The 15840-nt window shown below is 42.5% G+C and carries 10 protein-coding genes and 2 pseudogenes; 2 read left to right on the plus strand and 10 right to left on the minus strand.

Annotated features, from left to right (window positions below; genetic code table 11):
• Positions 1-226: 226 nt before the first annotated feature.
• Positions 227-423, minus strand: a pseudogene (locus tag V7K56_RS22630) (IS1 family transposase); the annotation flags it as partial.
• Between the two features lie 61 nt (positions 424-484).
• Between V7K56_RS22630 and V7K56_RS22635 the strand changes: the two are divergent.
• Positions 485-1072 carry a hypothetical protein gene (locus V7K56_RS22635; protein ID WP_334913777.1) on the plus strand — a complete coding sequence of 196 codons (588 nt, stop codon included), beginning with the start codon at positions 485-487 and terminating at the stop codon, positions 1070-1072.
• A gap of 78 nt (positions 1073-1150) precedes the next feature.
• On the plus strand, positions 1151-1384 hold the full coding sequence (locus V7K56_RS22640) for a hypothetical protein (RefSeq protein WP_334913779.1): 234 nt from the start codon (positions 1151-1153) through the stop codon (positions 1382-1384).
• Positions 1385-1444: 60 nt separating this feature from the next.
• Here V7K56_RS22640 and V7K56_RS22645 read toward each other — a convergent pair whose 3' ends face one another.
• From V7K56_RS22645 to V7K56_RS22685, 9 genes and pseudogenes are all read right to left on the minus strand, one after another.
• A complete protein-coding gene (locus V7K56_RS22645) occupies positions 1445-2746 on the minus strand; it encodes a hybrid sensor histidine kinase/response regulator (RefSeq protein ID WP_334913781.1) in 1302 nt (433 codons plus the stop codon).
• Positions 2743-5502, minus strand: a complete 2760-nt coding sequence (locus V7K56_RS22650) for a CHASE2 domain-containing protein (RefSeq protein ID WP_334913783.1) — start codon at positions 5500-5502, stop codon at positions 2743-2745. The genes V7K56_RS22645 and V7K56_RS22650 overlap by 4 nt, the downstream gene beginning before the upstream one ends.
• A gap of 130 nt (positions 5503-5632) precedes the next feature.
• The gene (locus V7K56_RS22655) at positions 5633-6487 is read right to left on the minus strand and encodes a DUF928 domain-containing protein (protein WP_334913785.1); all 855 of its coding nucleotides are present in this window, start codon (positions 6485-6487) and stop codon (positions 5633-5635) included.
• A gap of 193 nt (positions 6488-6680) precedes the next feature.
• Positions 6681-9236, minus strand: a complete 2556-nt coding sequence (locus tag V7K56_RS22660; RefSeq protein ID WP_334913787.1) for a CHAT domain-containing protein — start codon at positions 9234-9236, stop codon at positions 6681-6683.
• 77 nt (positions 9237-9313) lie between these two features.
• Positions 9314-11788, minus strand: a complete 2475-nt coding sequence (locus V7K56_RS22665) for an S-layer family protein (protein WP_334913789.1) — start codon at positions 11786-11788, stop codon at positions 9314-9316.
• A gap of 82 nt (positions 11789-11870) precedes the next feature.
• Positions 11871-12073: pseudogene (locus tag V7K56_RS22670) on the minus strand (ShlB/FhaC/HecB family hemolysin secretion/activation protein); the annotation flags it as partial.
• Between the two features lie 622 nt (positions 12074-12695).
• Positions 12696-12863, minus strand: coding sequence for a CopG family transcriptional regulator (locus V7K56_RS22675; protein ID WP_094348841.1), 168 nt, complete (start codon positions 12861-12863; stop codon positions 12696-12698).
• A gap of 644 nt (positions 12864-13507) precedes the next feature.
• Positions 13508-14848 carry a DUF4910 domain-containing protein gene (locus V7K56_RS22680; RefSeq protein WP_334913791.1) on the minus strand — a complete coding sequence of 447 codons (1341 nt, stop codon included), beginning with the start codon at positions 14846-14848 and terminating at the stop codon, positions 13508-13510.
• A 14-nt stretch (positions 14849-14862) separates the two neighbouring features.
• Positions 14863-15801: an NAD-dependent epimerase/dehydratase family protein gene (locus V7K56_RS22685; RefSeq protein WP_334913793.1), complete on the minus strand. Its 939-nt coding sequence runs from the start codon at positions 15799-15801 to the stop codon at positions 14863-14865.
• Between the last annotated feature and the right edge of the window lie 39 nt (positions 15802-15840).

Consider the following 15840-nt stretch of genomic DNA (forward strand, 5'->3'; position numbering starts at 1 on the left):
ATTGATCAAGGCGCAATTTCGTCTGTAAATCTGGAAAAGTGCAGCCATAAGCATCAATAGTGGAGAAAATCTCTCGGCAATTTTACCTAAAAGGTTGAAAGTTAGAGCTTAGAAGCTCGGTGTTTGAGTGTAGAACTTGAAAGTTCACGTTCCCATCTCAAAGTTTCGAGTTCCAAGCTCTGGCCTTCGAGTTCAGAAGTCGAAGTTTCAAGAGTTATAAATAATATCACCATTTAATTGAAAACCTAAGCATTTCTTCTAACGCGCGAATAACATAATATCTTAACGATGAAGACGAACCAGATAATGCCTTAATCTTGTATTTTCTCCTTCAATCCGTATCATATATGTTTTCTTGACAATCTAGTCTCTATCATCAATAAAATATGGATAAACTTGGTATCCATTTGTGATATAAAAATAACTTTTTCAACACTTTATAATTATCCCCATAACGTTTCAATTAAAGATATTTTATAGAACAATGAAATTGACACAAGAAGACATCGATGGATTGAGTGTTGCATTGAATGAAGCAACTGTGCTTGGTTTTGAAGTCTCTGACCAACATAGAGTAGCCGCAGCTACATTTGAGGTTCTAACGCTTCCTGAACAAGGCAATCCGCCAGAAGATTCGAGAGTGCAGTTTATATTTGCACCTATAGGACGTATTGCAGCTTCTTTAAGACTGGGGAGATGGGATGATGACACAGCTCAAGTCGTTCCCTTTACCATTGACCAATTGCTTCGTGTGGTTCAGAATTTTAGAGGGCAGCCCATTTATGGTTGGGAGTTCTTCGATATTCATCAAAAGGATTTCTCACGGTGGGCTGATCGCTTAAGTGTAGACTGCTTGTGGGAGCCAGAAGGTTTGAGCCATTCTATCACTTTATTTCAAGAAGGAAATGATAAACACCTTGATATTTGTCTTTGGTTTGATGACTTTATCATCAAAGACCCGCATGGTAATCAAATTCCATTGGCTAATTTTGTTGCTGGTGGCAAAAGGTGGTGGGATGGCTTATACAGTGGTGATAAAAGAACAGAAGGACATGGAATATTTCCATACTGATTGGCATTCTGTTCCCGAATCATCAGTTAGAGCTTAAAAACTCGCAGTTTGAGTAGGAACTCGAAATATCAAGTCGGGATGAATGAGGTAGTTGATGGAATCAAGAACACAGTTATGGCTGATGCTTTGCAAAATTTACCAAAGACAGCTGCCGAATTAGCCCAAGAAATGCCCAAGATTGCAAATAGACTGAGATATCGTGCTGGTGTTCGGGTGGGAGACTTACCTCGCTCTGACGCAGATGTCATGAAGCTTTTTGAGAAAATTCCTGGCACATCAAAGCTTGGAGGTAAAGTTTTACTCAGGTTATAGGCTAAATCGAGTGTAGTTATGTAGAGTTGCGGAATTTTTGATAATAAAATGTATTTTATATTACATAGGTAGAGTAATAATAAATTTTGTCCCTTCACCAGGTACTGACAAGCAGTTGACTTGTCCGTTGTGTTTGTCAACAATAATTTGGTAGCTGATCGCTAATCCCAGCCCAGTTCCCTTACCTACGGGCTTGGTTGTGAAAGATTGCTCAAAAATTCGAGATTGCACCTCAGTAAGCATACCGGGGCCGTTATCTTGGATGCAAATTGTGACGGTTTGTTGTTGGGAATCAACCGATGTCGTGATAGTGATGATGTTCAAAGAAGCAGCAATCTCTTGATCGGAATGATTTTGATGGAGTTCATCAAATGCATCAATGGCATTGGCAATGATATTCATGAATACCTGGTTCAGTTGTCCGGGATAGCAACTGATGGGAGGTAACTCACCGTATTGTGTGACAACCTGGATCTTAGTGCGATCACCATTGCCTTTGAGTCGATGTTTCAATAGCATTAAGGTGCTATCTATTCCTTCGTGAATCTGAAACTCCACCTGAGATGAAATATCTGCGCGAGTAAAAGTTCTTAGAGAGAGACTGATCTCTTTAAGACGGGTAATTCCCTGGTGCATTGATACCAGTAGTTTCGGTAGATCCTCTGCCAGATACTCCAAGTCGATTTCTTTAACAAGCTTTTCAATTTCCGGGTCTGGCTGCGGTAGCTTCTGCCGTTGCAGGTTCACCAGGCGAAGCAGATTATTTACATATTCCTCAATATAAAATAAATTTCCGCCAACAAAACCAACCGGATTATTAATTTCATGACCAATACCTGCAACCATCTGCCCTAAAGTGGACATTTTCTCACTCTGGATCATTTGTAGTTGAGTTTGCTGTAACTCCTGTAAAGATTGAGTTAATTCTGTAGTGCGTTCTTGCACCCGTTCTTCTAATGTGCGGGTGAGATGGGAAATTTTTAGGTGTAATTTTAAACGGGCAATGACTTCTTCCTGTTGGAAAGGTTTGGTAATATAGTCAACCGCACCTATTTCCAGTCCGGCCACCTTGTCTGTAGAATCGGATAGAGCAGTCATGAAAATTACTGGAATATTCTGAGTAATGGGATTGGTTTTCAGTCTGCGACAAGTTTCAAATCCATCAATACCTGCCATCATTACATCCAACAGAATCAGATCGGGATGAGCATATTCTGTTTGTTCAATCGCTGACTCTCCATCTGTTGCCATCAGGGCTTTCCAGCCACACCTCTGAATCGCTTCAGATAACACCTTGAGATTGTTTGGATTGTCATCCACTAATAGAATATGTATGGGTTTCGAGAGAGGAACAGCAATCATGGATGTAACTCCGTTGTGACAAATGATTTGAGTAACTTACGGATTTTTCCAGTTTGGAAATTGGCAGTGAGTTTGCTTAACTCTGCTGCAAAGGGAGCTAGTTGACTATTTTGCTCAATTAGTTCTTTTAACATTCCTTCAATCGTCGAGATATCTCCCATCATTGCCAAATGATAGAGTTGTTGCAAAACATCTTGGGATGGTAGTACCCATTCACTAGCACCGATCTGCTCATCTTTAGGAGGTGAAGATTCGGCATACATCCATTCCACTCCCAACAGCGATCGCAGTCTATTGAGTAGTTCCTCAATCTGGAGAGGTTTGGGTAGGAATGCTGTTGCCCCTGCCTCTAAACTCCGCTGACGATTTGACTCAAAGACGCTGGCACTAGAGACGATAATTGGAATAGAACAGGTTTGTGGATTCGCTTGCAGGTGAACCATTAACTCAAAACCATCCATATTGGGCATGGCTAAATCGAGCAGAATCACATCTGGATTGTGTTCAATTGCCACCTGTAGCCCATGTTTGCCATCGGTTGCTTCTAGGGTTCGACAGCCAATTTCTTGCAGTAGATTGGTCAACATAGAACAGTGGTTGTGATCATCATCGACGATTAGAATCTGAGGCGCGTTACCCCGAATCCCGGTAATTTTCTGGGGTGTTGGGACAATTGCTTTTCTATACCAGTCATGATCGAGTGGTACTGGTACTGTCAAATCTAGCCAAAACAGACTTCCTTCGCCCAGATGACTCTGCACTTGAATTTGGCTCTCCATCAATGCCGCAATTCTTTGGCTAATCGCCAATCCCAAGCCAGTACCTTCAGATCGCTGTCCTGCTTCACCCACTTGCTCAAAGGGCAAAAAGATTTTCTCCAATTGGTGTGGTGACATTCCAATACCAGTATCTTCAATCTGAAAACGAATCTTGGCGATTGGAGATGGGGAAGACTCTTGCTCAGTCTCTAATAACTCTACTTGGAAAATTACGCTCCCATTATCTGTAAATTTGATCGCGTTACCCAGTAAGTTAATTAATACTTGCCGCAGCCGTTTTTCATCGACTTCAATGGCAAGTGGTAGGCGATCGCTAATTAAGATATTAAATCCAATCCCTTTTTGTTCAGCTCGGATACCACAAATCTCAGTTACACCATGTAAGAAACTTGGCAGATGGACGCTAGTGACAACTAAATCCAATTTCCTCGCTTCTATCTTCGAGAGATCGAGAATGTCATCGATCAGCATCAAAAGATGCGAGCCGCATTGAGAAATAATGCTGACTCCTTCTAGGTTTTTAGCTGTCATGTTTGGCGCTCCTTTTAATAGCTGGGCAAAACCAAGAATGCCATTTAGAGGTGTGCGTAGTTCATGGCTCATATTGGCGAGAAACTCACTCTTGGCCTGATTGGCAGCATCGGCAGCTTGCTTTGCCTCAACTAATTCATGAGTTCGTTCTTCGACTTTCGTCTCTAGGGTTTTGGAATAATCTAATAGTTTACTGTTGGCAATTTCCAGTTGGCGATTTGTTTCTTCTAACTTCCGATGTTTATAGGCATTGGTTGTTGCAATCACACTACCAATAAACGCGGCTAAGGCGGGTGTTACCGGAATTAAAATACCATACAAAAACATCCCATACCCACACAATATACAGGCTCCACTGATGCCTACTGTTGCCCAAAGAATTTTGCCGCCGGGAATCCGCAGCTTACTACTGGATAACAACCAACTACCTGTAGAACCAATGACAGACCACAATACAATCCAAAGTGATAAATAAATGCCAGAAAAAGCGTGCAGACTGGCTTTTCCTGTTTTTGCTCCTCGTACTAATTGATGAGCAATATTGGCATGAACAACCACACCTGGAGTCGGTTTTTGAGTAGATATCCAAGAAGAGAAGGGTGTGCTGAAGAAATCATTGGTACTGGAGGCAATTGACCCAATAAATACCATGCGCTCGCGCATCAAATCTGCTGGAATTCTACCTGCTAACACATCGCGCATCGCAACTGTCCGAAATGCGGCATCTGTTCCATGCCAATTGAGCAGAATTTGATAACCTCCCAAATCGGCATCGGTATAACCTGCTTCTTGATTTTGCAGTGGCAGGTAAATTTCTTTACCCAACCGAAACTTTTGTTTTTGGGGGTCAATGCTTTCTAAGCTAATTTTTTCAGATTCGAGGTACTTTAGGGCTACAAGGGTTGCTAGTCCGGCTTTAATGGTGTTGTTCTCTTTGGCATCTTCAGCTGTCAGGAGGGCGCGACGTACAAAGCGATCGCCATCTAACACTAAATCTGCTAATCCTACTTGATCCTGTTTTTTCAATTCCGGCGGGGGATTGACGCGTTCGCCAGTAATTTTCTCAACTCCGATCAAATTAGGAGTGTTGCGAAAAACTTGAACAAGTTGCTCGTGTCCGTTTCCTTCCGGTAAATCTCGATAGAGATCCAAGCCAATGGCTCTAGGCTGCTGCGCTCGAATTTTTTCTAGTAATTGTGCTAGCGCCCAGTCTGGAACTGGCCATTTACGCACCGATTGGATATCGCGCTCATCGATTGTGACAATCACAATTTCATCAGCGATCGCCACAGGCGATCGCTGACGAACCCATTCATCACGAATTTTCCATTCCGGTAAATTGAAAAGTCCCGACGATTGCCCAACCATAACCATCAAGGCAACGCTAGGAGTAATAATCAAAACGCTGCGAGTGCGTTGGACAAAAGCCCGGAATTTGCGCCACATATTTGTACTATATAAATGGGGATTATGGAACTCGGCGTTCCCTCTGAAAATAAGGGGTAATGGGGACTGGATGGAAGAAAGAACAGGGGCACAATTACTCTTAACCCAATGCCCAATGCCCAAACTGCCATTAGTTAGTAGATGCTAATAAGTTCGCTGTTGCAATCTCCTTCAAACTTACTGAGGATAGAAGTTCTTCCCATTGTTTGCGGAGAGTTGCATTGTTAGGTTGAGCGGTGTATACCGATGCAAGTGTTGCCACACAGTCATACCAAACACCGTTTTTACCCAAAACAGTAGCCTGCTTCAGAGCGTCTTGCTCTTGGATTGCTGTTGCCAACTCAGCGCTGGGCTGGATACGCTGAACCCAACCATCGACGTAGGGCGTACTTGGACTGAGTTGCCCATCTACTTTGAGTGCTAGAAACCATTGATAGTTTTTACCAACAGCTAAAGCGGGGGCATTAGCTGGTAATTTGATCGCGATTATCCCAGTTCTCCCTGCAACTGAAATGTTCATCTGATATTGCATATTGCCAGCTTCATCCTTGAGGCTGAATACTGCTTCCTGGGCATTGGAAGCCGGGAGATACACCAATATTGTGGGACGTTCTGATACTGTTGTGCCATAGAAGTTTTGAGGCAAGAGGGCAATTAGCGCTGCTGGTTGTGTTGTACTTGTAGTCGCTGGATTCAAGTAGTAAGTACCAACGCGAGAAGCACCCGCACTTGCTTGTTGGGGAGCGCCTTTGCCGGCGGCAGGAGTAAAGAGGTTGCCGCGAGAAGCTCCTCCAGTCGCCTGTCTGGGCGTACCTTTACCGACAGTAGGTGTAAACATACTACCGCGAGAAGCTCCTCCAGTTGCCTGTCTGGGAGAGCCACTGTTGGCGGGTGGGGTAAATGTAACAGCATGAGCACTTGTCCATGCATTGCTAGCGATCAGAGCGATAACGCTCAATGTACTAGCTAAATATTGACGTTTCATGATGTTTTTCCTTATGTCATTGAAATGTGATACAAACAAAATACGTTTTTTCGACTATGGTCAGAAGCTCAGAGAATAAGTATAAGTAATAGTAAAGTCAGAGAACTTCTACTTGCAGTATAAGCGAGCTTGAGTTAAAACAATGTAAAAAATAGCCTAATTTGTCTGCGATTAACTCCGTTATATTACTTAGCTAAATCCAGTTGCCGATCAAAACAAAGCCAGACCAAAAGAACGGTTCGTGGAAATCAGTTTGGCGAATTAGGCTAATTTGTGCTTGTCTTAGTGCTTCGGCTTTAGTAATTTTGGGTTGTCGCAGTTGGTCATAGAAGCGAGTCATTAGCATCGCAGCTGCCCGATCTTTGACGGGCCATAGCGTAGCGATAGTTGAGCGAGCACCGGATTTGACAGCTAAACCCGCTAGTCCTAGGACGGCGCGATCATCTCCTGCTGCTGTATCGCAGGCACTTAGTACCAACAGTTCGATCGCTTTTGATGGATCGCTACCCCGATTTTTCAGGAGTTCAGATAACTCTTTAACATTGACTTCTCCATCCCAAGTGAGCAAGAAGGTGTCTTCGAGTCGGGAACTAAACTGTCCGTGGGTTGCTAGGTGAACAATACTTGCACTACTAGATTTCACACGTTTAGCAACGGCTTGACTGGTGAATTCCTGATTCAGCAACACAGAGGAAGATACTGCCTTGGAGATTTGTTTCACTTCTGATTCCACGGCGGGTAAAGCACTAAAACCAGCGCGAGATTGGCTAATGCCACCGACGATCGCATTGATGTGGTTTTGATGAAGCGATCGCGTTGCCATCAGTTGCAATCCTGGTGAGAGCGCCACAGCATATTTCTCAATCAGATATTGCTTACCATCAAAAAGAGCTGCTATGGGAATGTTCCGCAATCGACCATCTAAAACAAACACCAATGTCTTGGTATCAATGAATGCTCGATCTGCTTCTTCTGGGCGAATTAACCAATCATAAATCTGTTGGGACAATCGATCCCGGTCTTTGGAATCTGAGACAGGGTTAAGAGCAACCAAAAAATTGTCTAGAGTCTGCTCAATTTCAGCTTGAGATTTGTGAATAACATAGGAACGGAGTGGTTGCCCTGCTTTGGAAAGAATTACTGTTAAACGATCTGGTAGGACGATCGGATAAATGACGGTTGCAGTGGGATCGATTTGATCAATCTGTTGAGTTCTATCTAAACAGGCTTCCCGAAAAAAGTTATCCAGTTCCGCAATTTGCAGTCCCTCAATCAATTCACGAGCTTGTATCAGTTCTGCTTGACTCGGTCGCTCCTCTAAAAGTAAATCAACCAGTTCCCGGTAGACCGGCTCCACACTGGTGCGAAAAGAGAACTGGACATCAGGGTTAATAGCTACCAAATCTCCCCGCAGTACCTTTAAAGCATTGACTGCTTCTGTATAGGCGGTAATTGCTTTTGAGCGATCGCCTTGTTGTTTATACAACTGTCCCACCTGCCGAGCAGATTGAGCAATGATATCGTTAGCTTGGAGTTGGCGGGCAATGTTAAGGGATTTCTGAGTTAACTCTTGTGCTTGTGATAACTGCTGTGTACGAAGATAGAGTTTTCCCCACTGATGTAGTGCATGAGCTTCAGCTTGAGTATCCTGGATTTGCTGTGCAGATTTGACTGTGATTGCCATCAGTTGCGCCAAATCTTTTAGGGGTAGGATTGGGTGAGAATTTGACTGGTAATTGAGGGTAGCAACAAAATTGATTGCTGCGTAGAGTGAGGTGTGACTGGGGGACAGTTCCCGGAGTTCTTGGAGTAGTTGAGGTGCGAGTGAGTTAACAAACTCTAGTTTGTCGTAATTGAGGAAAAGTTTGAACTGAGCTAAACGCGCTTGTAATCGATCGCTTGGGTTAGTTGTTAAGAGTTGAGCCTGTTCAAAGTAATCTAATGCAGCTTTTGGATCTTGCAAGTCAACAGCAGTTTGGCCCAGTCCGATCAAAATAGAACTTAACTGGGGTTGGGCTGAAATTTGGCGAGCGATCGCTAAACTTTGCTCTAAAATCTGTTGACTTTTACTAGAGTCACCAGTTATTTGCAGAGCTAAACCAAGTGATCGCAGTCCACTGACTTTGATTTCATTATCCGGCATCCCTTGGAGTTTTTGAGTCAGTACCTCTAACTGTTGTTTAGAACGGCGGTAAAATCCCAAAGTTTGTAAAGCTTGTGCCTGGTTGATTTGACTACCCAAGCTTCCCATTTTATCGCCTGCTTGGTCATAAAATTTTTGAGCTTGTTGCCAACTTGCAAGTGCGATTTCAGCTTTGCCAGTGTGCAATTGCAAATTTGCTTGGGTATTAAGTGCTTGTGCCCAAAGAATTGCATCAGCAGAAGAGGTTTGCAATAGTTTCAGACTTTGCTCAATAGACTGTTGGGCTGCTTGCCATTGATTAAGTTCCTGTTGTGCCAGTGAGAGGTAACTTAAACTTAAAGCTTCGTTCAGGCGATCACCTTGGGTATGATACTGTTGTGCTGCCGTTTGCCAAATCGTCACTGCTTCTGCAAAGCGTCCTGAACGGTAGAGGTTCCGTCCCTGTTCCAGCCAATTGTTAGGTTGAGTAGATGCTGACACATTCAGGGTAGAAGTTGTCGGTACTTGCACAAATGCTTTTGCAGGTGTTACTGTCACTGCCAAACACAAGCTCAAAATACTCAAACTAATATATAGCCAACGACATTTTTTAATTTGAAAAGTCACAGGTAGTTACTGATGGTTTAAGAGTTTATTTAGTAAAGTAATTGCAATGGCTACTATGTTTAAATTCCTGGAGCAAATTAACTTCTAGGAACCACAGCACAAGTTAATTGAGGCTGTATATTTGCGGGAGATGGTGCTGCAACTAACTCAATTTGGCCATTAGCGTTGTGATGCCAGGAAGTGGCTTCGACGATAACCTCTGGTGATGTAGGCGTTTGGGCAGTGACATTACCAGTTTTGCGGTATGCTCTGAGGTCGCGGATATCAGACCAAGTGCGGTCGCTCGTTACTTGCTGATTGGGATTTTGCGGCACACCACCCCGTCCCGTTGCCACAAAGCGACTGCCTTGAGTATCCGAACAACCTGTGGCAATTTGCTCAGATGGATCTGTAACATTTGCTGGCAGTTCTACTAAACCAGAATTTGGATCGACGCCAATAGTATTGACTTGAACCGTGCCGCTAACCCCAAATTCGGAACTAGCAGTGATGTCATTGTCTGGTGTCAGTTGAGGACGAAACTTCAGTCCGAAAAGCCCTTGTGTGGCGATTTGAATATTACCCCCCCGACCTTTCACGGCATTAGCAATAATGTTGCTGTTTTTTAATCCAGCGATGATCGGTGCATTGATATTGATGTTACCCCCATTACCATTACCGCCTGCTGTGGCAGTAATATTGCTGTGATCGCGCATCAGCAACAATTTACCAACTTGTAAGCTGATGTTGCCACCATTACCAGATTCTGTCTGTGCTTGGATTAAGCCTTGATTTTGCAATTGGATGCGATCGCTTGTGATATTAATATTGCCACTATTTCCACTACCTTGACTAGTAACACTGACTGTCCCGCCATTTGTCAGCGTTAGGTTCGGTGTGGTAATGCTCACAGTGCCGGCATTCGCTGTTAACATATCTGGCAGACCAAATCGTTTCCGCAATGACGGATCAAGTCGGATACTGGAAGCGTTAATGCTACTATTGGTCGCCCGACCTTGACCACTGATGACGATCGATTCAGTAGCGTTGATGCTCAAATCTCCCCCATTACCTGCAAAAAATGAGGTAGTGGCAACTGCTCCCCCATCCAGAATTTGCAATTTAGCAGTATCCAGGGTCAAAGTTTTGGCACTTCCGGTTGCAAATGTAGTTGAGCTAATGTTGCTATAAATTCCAGAGGGACTTTCTCCCATCACCGTGGTGTTGGCGTTGCGAATCGTCACTTTTCCACTAGAACCACTGCTAAAGGTAGCCGAAGATAGTGAGGCTCCGCTTGATATTAGTAGACTATTACCATTGACGAAAACATCACCAGCATTTCCGGTGCCTAGTGTAGTAGTGTTAATTGTGGTCACGTCAGCAGGATTAGTGACTGAAAAGCCTGACAGTTCAATGGCGGTTGCATTGATGTAAATATTGCCACTGGTAGCTGCTCCAAGAGTTATGCTATTTAACCCCGCTCCCCGATTGATGGTAAGCCTGGGAGTAATCACGCTGATATTCCCACTAGCTCCAACACCCAGAGCAACACTACGCACTCCGCTGTGAATTGTGCCATCAGCTGTTTTGCCAATCAGATCGATGGACTCTGTAGCCTGGAGGCGAATGTCACCACCAGGGAGATTGCCAAAATTTTGCGCCAGTACCAAAGAGCCATCGGTGAATTGAATTTGCCTACCCTGAATTTGAACGGAACCTGCATTCACGCCGCTGATATCTAATAGCGATCGCTGTGCTAGCTGAATATCGCCAAAGCTTTGCACATCCCCATATCCCAGTGTATAGCCATGTAGGGTTGGTATCAGATTGACCAATCCTGCACCGCTTAAACTACCCAATTCAACTCGTCCTCTTTCGGCGGTCAGGATTGCCCCATTTAGATGTAGGTCGCCACCCACCAAAGCTAGGGTGTTTCCCAGCTGTACCTGGAGTTTTGTAGAACTGGGAATCGGAGGAACCAAAGCCGGTCCACTGAAATTAATTAAAGAGTGTCCTGTGCCCTGAATGTTGATGGGTGCGGGATTGTTACCCAGTTGCAACCCAATAGGAACATTAATACTTAACAACGGGGCAGATTTAAAATTAATTACATTAAACTCAGCGCCATCGGCAAATTTAATACTACTGGCAGTTGTACCAATAAACGAACTCCCAATGTTCAGTTGAGCATTGGCTCCAAAGATTATCCCACTAGGGTTGATCAAGAAGAGACTAACAGGGTTTTTGGCGTTAATCGTCTGAATCAAGCCATCAATGTTAGAGATATTACCGCCAGTAACACGGCTAAAGATGTTGGAAATGTTGGGCGTATTCGCTAAATCAAAAGTAGCTGAACCGCCAGTGGGAACCGAAAACTCCTGGAAACTATGAAATAAGTTACTGTTGGCGGCACTACCGTTAGTAATGGTGAAGTTTTTACCGCTTTGGGAGACAGTAGTATTCAAGCTGCCATCGGAAGTTACCTGAGCACTCACAGAGCTGCACCAAAGTGGCATTACCATCAACGGCACTATTCTACTGCATAGACCCAAGCGAATGGAGGTTGTTGTCATTGCCAAGCCTTTATTTATACCTTGTATATTAGGTTGCCCAAAACGGTATGGTCTTGAACCATCAACTCGGCGATCGCTTCCCTCAAAACGCTGAATAACTCACTGAAAAATACAGTCCATTTTCCTGAAACGATCGCTTTTCATCGTCTACTGATATCAGGGGAATGCCCCAAGCCTAGCTGAGAATTTATCGCTCTATTTCCACAACAGCCCCAACCCAGTACTAACAAGCGTACTTGGTGATGGATTTTTGCCATTGACATTCCAGCCTTTGCCAATGTCAATTTATCAATACCTAACTCAGTTTGGCTGAACTGGCGCTGTGCAAATGTCAGTTCTCGTCCTACAAAGGGCGCCGTGACAGCGGCAAACTGTTCTGCTTTAAAAACTGTACTGCCCAAAACTTCAATGCGCTCGACCAGAAATGAGGCTAAAACCCTCTTCCCTCCTGACGTGAAAATGCTTCTTCGATGAGTATCTATATAGATAAATCTCGGTTGGCATTTTCATGCTTGGTGATGAAATTTTTTGATCGGGACTGCCTACTGCCTTCTGCCGATGCTCGTGGACTCGCTCTAAGCGTACCCCTTCGGAGAAGCAAGCTATGCGTAGCGTCTCGTAGAGAAGCCATGCCGTTGGCGTTCGCAAAGCGTCTCTGTCAGGAGAAGCCTTTACGCTGCGCTATCCTGCCTTATTCTAACGATAAATATTTACGCCCATCTACTTATATCCAAAGCAAAAGTCAGAGCGAAGATTTCCTTGGCTCTGAACTTTGTAAAAGAGTATTCTTATTTAAATTCCCTAACTTTAGTTATAGGGATTCACTGTTAGCTGATAACTGTTAAGCAGTATATTTCACTGACAAATTAAGATGTACCTATCCTGTTTGATTTTTTTGCAGTCTGATTCACGAGGTTTCAGAAGCTTTTTCATCTTTAGGATAAAGAGAGCGAATTAACTCCCGAATTACATCAGTTGCTGGTCTCCCCGTTGTTGAACAGTATTGTTCAAGCTTCTGTGCCTCACCTGATGTGAGATTAATTGTAAGTCGTTTAACAGCCCATTTTTTATTCATGTACTAGATAAGGTATGTTTTGAAACTACTTCTCTAATATCAATCATCTAAACTGCTCTTACAATGGTATAAGTAATGACATTTATTTGAAGTAATCATGAAGTTAAATAGGATGTTTTTCCAAGCAATAGTGAAGAATTGAAGTATATTCTAGATTATAAAGTTAAGCTATTTTCCAGGCAGTAATTACAAGTAAAATGTAAAAATAACATTAAATATATCAATATACAATAAGTATTATCACAGAAAAATTGAGGATAATAACATAGAAAAAGTTGGCAGCCCTAGCAAATAGAATTTGCTGCTACAGACATCAAACCCACCTCCAAGGGTTTTAAACCAATACAGTTCAGTTAGCGCTAAAAACCTTAAACTGTGTAGGTTGGGAAGCCACTGTGCTCTTGCGGTTTCCCGACTTGTTCGCTTTTAGCGTTCCCGCTTTCTTAGCAAGTAACGTTTGAGGAAGAAAACCCAATATTTTCGAGCCTTTGTTGGGTTGCGCTTTGCTTAACGCAACCTACAATTTTTCACAAAGCCAAGCCTATTGGGTTTTAAACCTTGGATTTTCTTTTAGACTACCTGGTAAGAAGAACTTGCCTACGATTGTGTCGTAGCGAATTTCATTACCCCAATATTTTTCAAACTTAGTTGGTTTTAATTGTTAATAAGTCATGTGTTGATAATGTATCGGCAGCAGATTTAATCACATCAAATGACATTCCCGACCTTTCTGCAATATCTAATAGAGTATGCTGACCGTCAGATAAATTTAAAACCCACAAGATTGCCATTTCATTTAGCCCGCTATCTTTGTTACCACCAACTGTCCGATATATTCCTCTTTTTCCTAACTGTGGCTCACATTTGGGATTTTTGTTGTAGTAGATTTTGTTATTGTTGAGGATATACAATATCGAATTACATTGAGAGAATGACTCGGCAAGATATTGGGGTTGAACGAAATTTAAATCATCTGCTGAGGTGTGGTACTCAGGAAAACTACCATGAGGCGATCGCATGAAGCAACCTACAGCTAAATTAAATCCAGGTGAGCAATATTGTCGCTCATCATAGCCATAAGGGAAGAAATCTATAATTTTGTGATCTTGTTTTGAGTTTTTGAGTACATAAGCAGCAACTTTATCGATTTCAGTGTCACCTCTACGGCTTTTTTTGTAAGTAAAGTTGCCTGAATCTCCTAAACAAGTTAATACCAAGCCATGTTTAATGTTATTGACTTTAGCTTCATTGAGAGCCAACCATGTAATTGAGCCAATGGTTCCAGGAATCCAGAGAAATCGATAGGAATATCTTGGTGTAGTTTGACTTAAATATTTAGCGATAAAAGTAGCGATCGCAATTCCCGAAAGATTATCATTACACAGTGAAGGATGACAGGCATGGCAAGAAATTAAGACTTCATCAGTACTGTCCCCTGGAATATAATACTCACCATAACTCAAATAACCTGGTTTTAGAGAAGAATCAATACATACTTCATATTCTTCATCTTCTAGTTGCAAATACTGATTGTGAGTCAGGCAAAAACCCCAACTTTCCTTGTAATATGAAGTTCGATAAGGAATCCAATTAGGATAATCGATAAGTGTAAATAGATGTGATTTAAGTTCTTGAAGAGATAATTTTTGATGTATGGGAATACTATAGTTAACAACGTGCAAGTTTGAATTAGTAAAATCTACAATTTTTTCGCCTTGAGAGTTTTTAATATAGGCATCTTTAATATTCCATTCATTAGGGACTGTCCAATCAAATACCTCTGTTCCTGTCGGCACTTCATGAACTGATAAAGGAATATACTGCTGGAGAACTTTTAAAGTTTCTCGAAAACCATTACCTGTAATACTACGGCAAATGGGATATAAATCAGTAATTAGTTGGTAAATTTCTCGACTGATATCCTTTAAATTAAGAGAACTTTTTAGTTCAACTAAATTACTATTCTGAAGTCTATCTGCAACCATAAGTAGAATCCTTGTTAACTGGTGTATTCAATCTTTTGTTGATATTTTGTATACCAATTTACAGTCAATTCTAAGCCCTTCTTTAAAGGAATTGAAGGTTGCCAACCGAGTTTATCGTATGTATAAGCTGTATCAGCTACTCTTATTCTTTCCATCGGCCGCTCAGGTAAAGCACCAAATAGTGGCTGGATTTGAGGGTTGACCAGATTAACAAGCTGGGACACAACTGCATGAATGGGTACTAGTTCTCCCGAACCTAAGTCGAATGTACAACCTTCTATATTAGGAACTTGTATTGCAGCGAGAAGTCCTGCAATCACATCATCGATATAAATCCAATCAACTTGACGTTTTCCACTACTAAGTTTTGGAGCTTGCCCTTGCAACAAGGAAAGAATAACAGAAGGAACGATCTTATACACATTTTGCCCTGGCCCATAGGTCATAAAGGGTCTAACAAGAACTACAGGTGTCTGATAGAGTCGATGGAACATCCGACCATAAGTACTACTAGCAAATTTAGCAATAGCGTAAGGAGAAGAAGGAACTACTTCAGGACGATCTTGTTCTGGTTCCTCTAAAGAAGCTATTAACACAATGCGACTACAGCCAATTTCGGCAGCTACCGTCAGTAAGTTAATAGTACTAGTCAGTAAACTGTGAAAGGTAGGCAATATAAATTCTAGATTAGGAACTGCTGTCACAAGACCGGATAGATGGAAGATTACGTCAGGCTTAATACTGTGGAAAAGATTTTGAACAAACTTAATGTCTTCCATGTCACCGTGCCACCATCGCAAGCAGCTGATATCAGAAGTATGAAAACTGCGAGAAACAGCATGTACTTCTGCACCATTGTGGCATAAATGACGGACTAAATGAGATCCGAGAAATCCGCTAGCACCTGTAATCAGTATTGTTCGTCCAGACAATTTTTCAACATAGTTCACCATTTATTGCTCACACACTGGAGTTTGGAAAACAAAAGTTAT

This window comes from Nostoc sp., assembly GCF_036917535.1.
GTDB lineage: Bacteria > Cyanobacteriota > Cyanobacteriia > Cyanobacteriales > Nostocaceae > Nostoc.

Bases quoted from the DNA above. Each gene is read 5' to 3' on its own strand.
- V7K56_RS22635 (WP_334913777.1), top strand. From the start codon at position 485: ATGAAATTGACACAAGAAGACATCGATGGATTGAGTGTTGCATTGAAT.
- V7K56_RS22640 (WP_334913779.1), top strand. From the start codon at position 1,151: ATGAATGAGGTAGTTGATGGAATCAAGAACACAGTTATGGCTGATGCT.
- V7K56_RS22645 (WP_334913781.1), bottom strand. From the start codon at position 2,746: ATGATTGCTGTTCCTCTCTCGAAACCCATACATATTCTATTAGTGGAT.
- V7K56_RS22650 (WP_334913783.1), bottom strand. From the start codon at position 5,502: ATGTGGCGCAAATTCCGGGCTTTTGTCCAACGCACTCGCAGCGTTTTG.
- V7K56_RS22655 (WP_334913785.1), bottom strand. From the start codon at position 6,487: ATGAAACGTCAATATTTAGCTAGTACATTGAGCGTTATCGCTCTGATC.
- V7K56_RS22665 (WP_334913789.1), bottom strand. From the start codon at position 11,788: ATGACAACAACCTCCATTCGCTTGGGTCTATGCAGTAGAATAGTGCCG.
- V7K56_RS22675 (WP_094348841.1), bottom strand. From the start codon at position 12,863: ATGAATAAAAAATGGGCTGTTAAACGACTTACAATTAATCTCACATCA.
- V7K56_RS22680 (WP_334913791.1), bottom strand. From the start codon at position 14,848: ATGGTTGCAGATAGACTTCAGAATAGTAATTTAGTTGAACTAAAAAGT.
- V7K56_RS22685 (WP_334913793.1), bottom strand. From the start codon at position 15,801: ATGGTGAACTATGTTGAAAAATTGTCTGGACGAACAATACTGATTACA.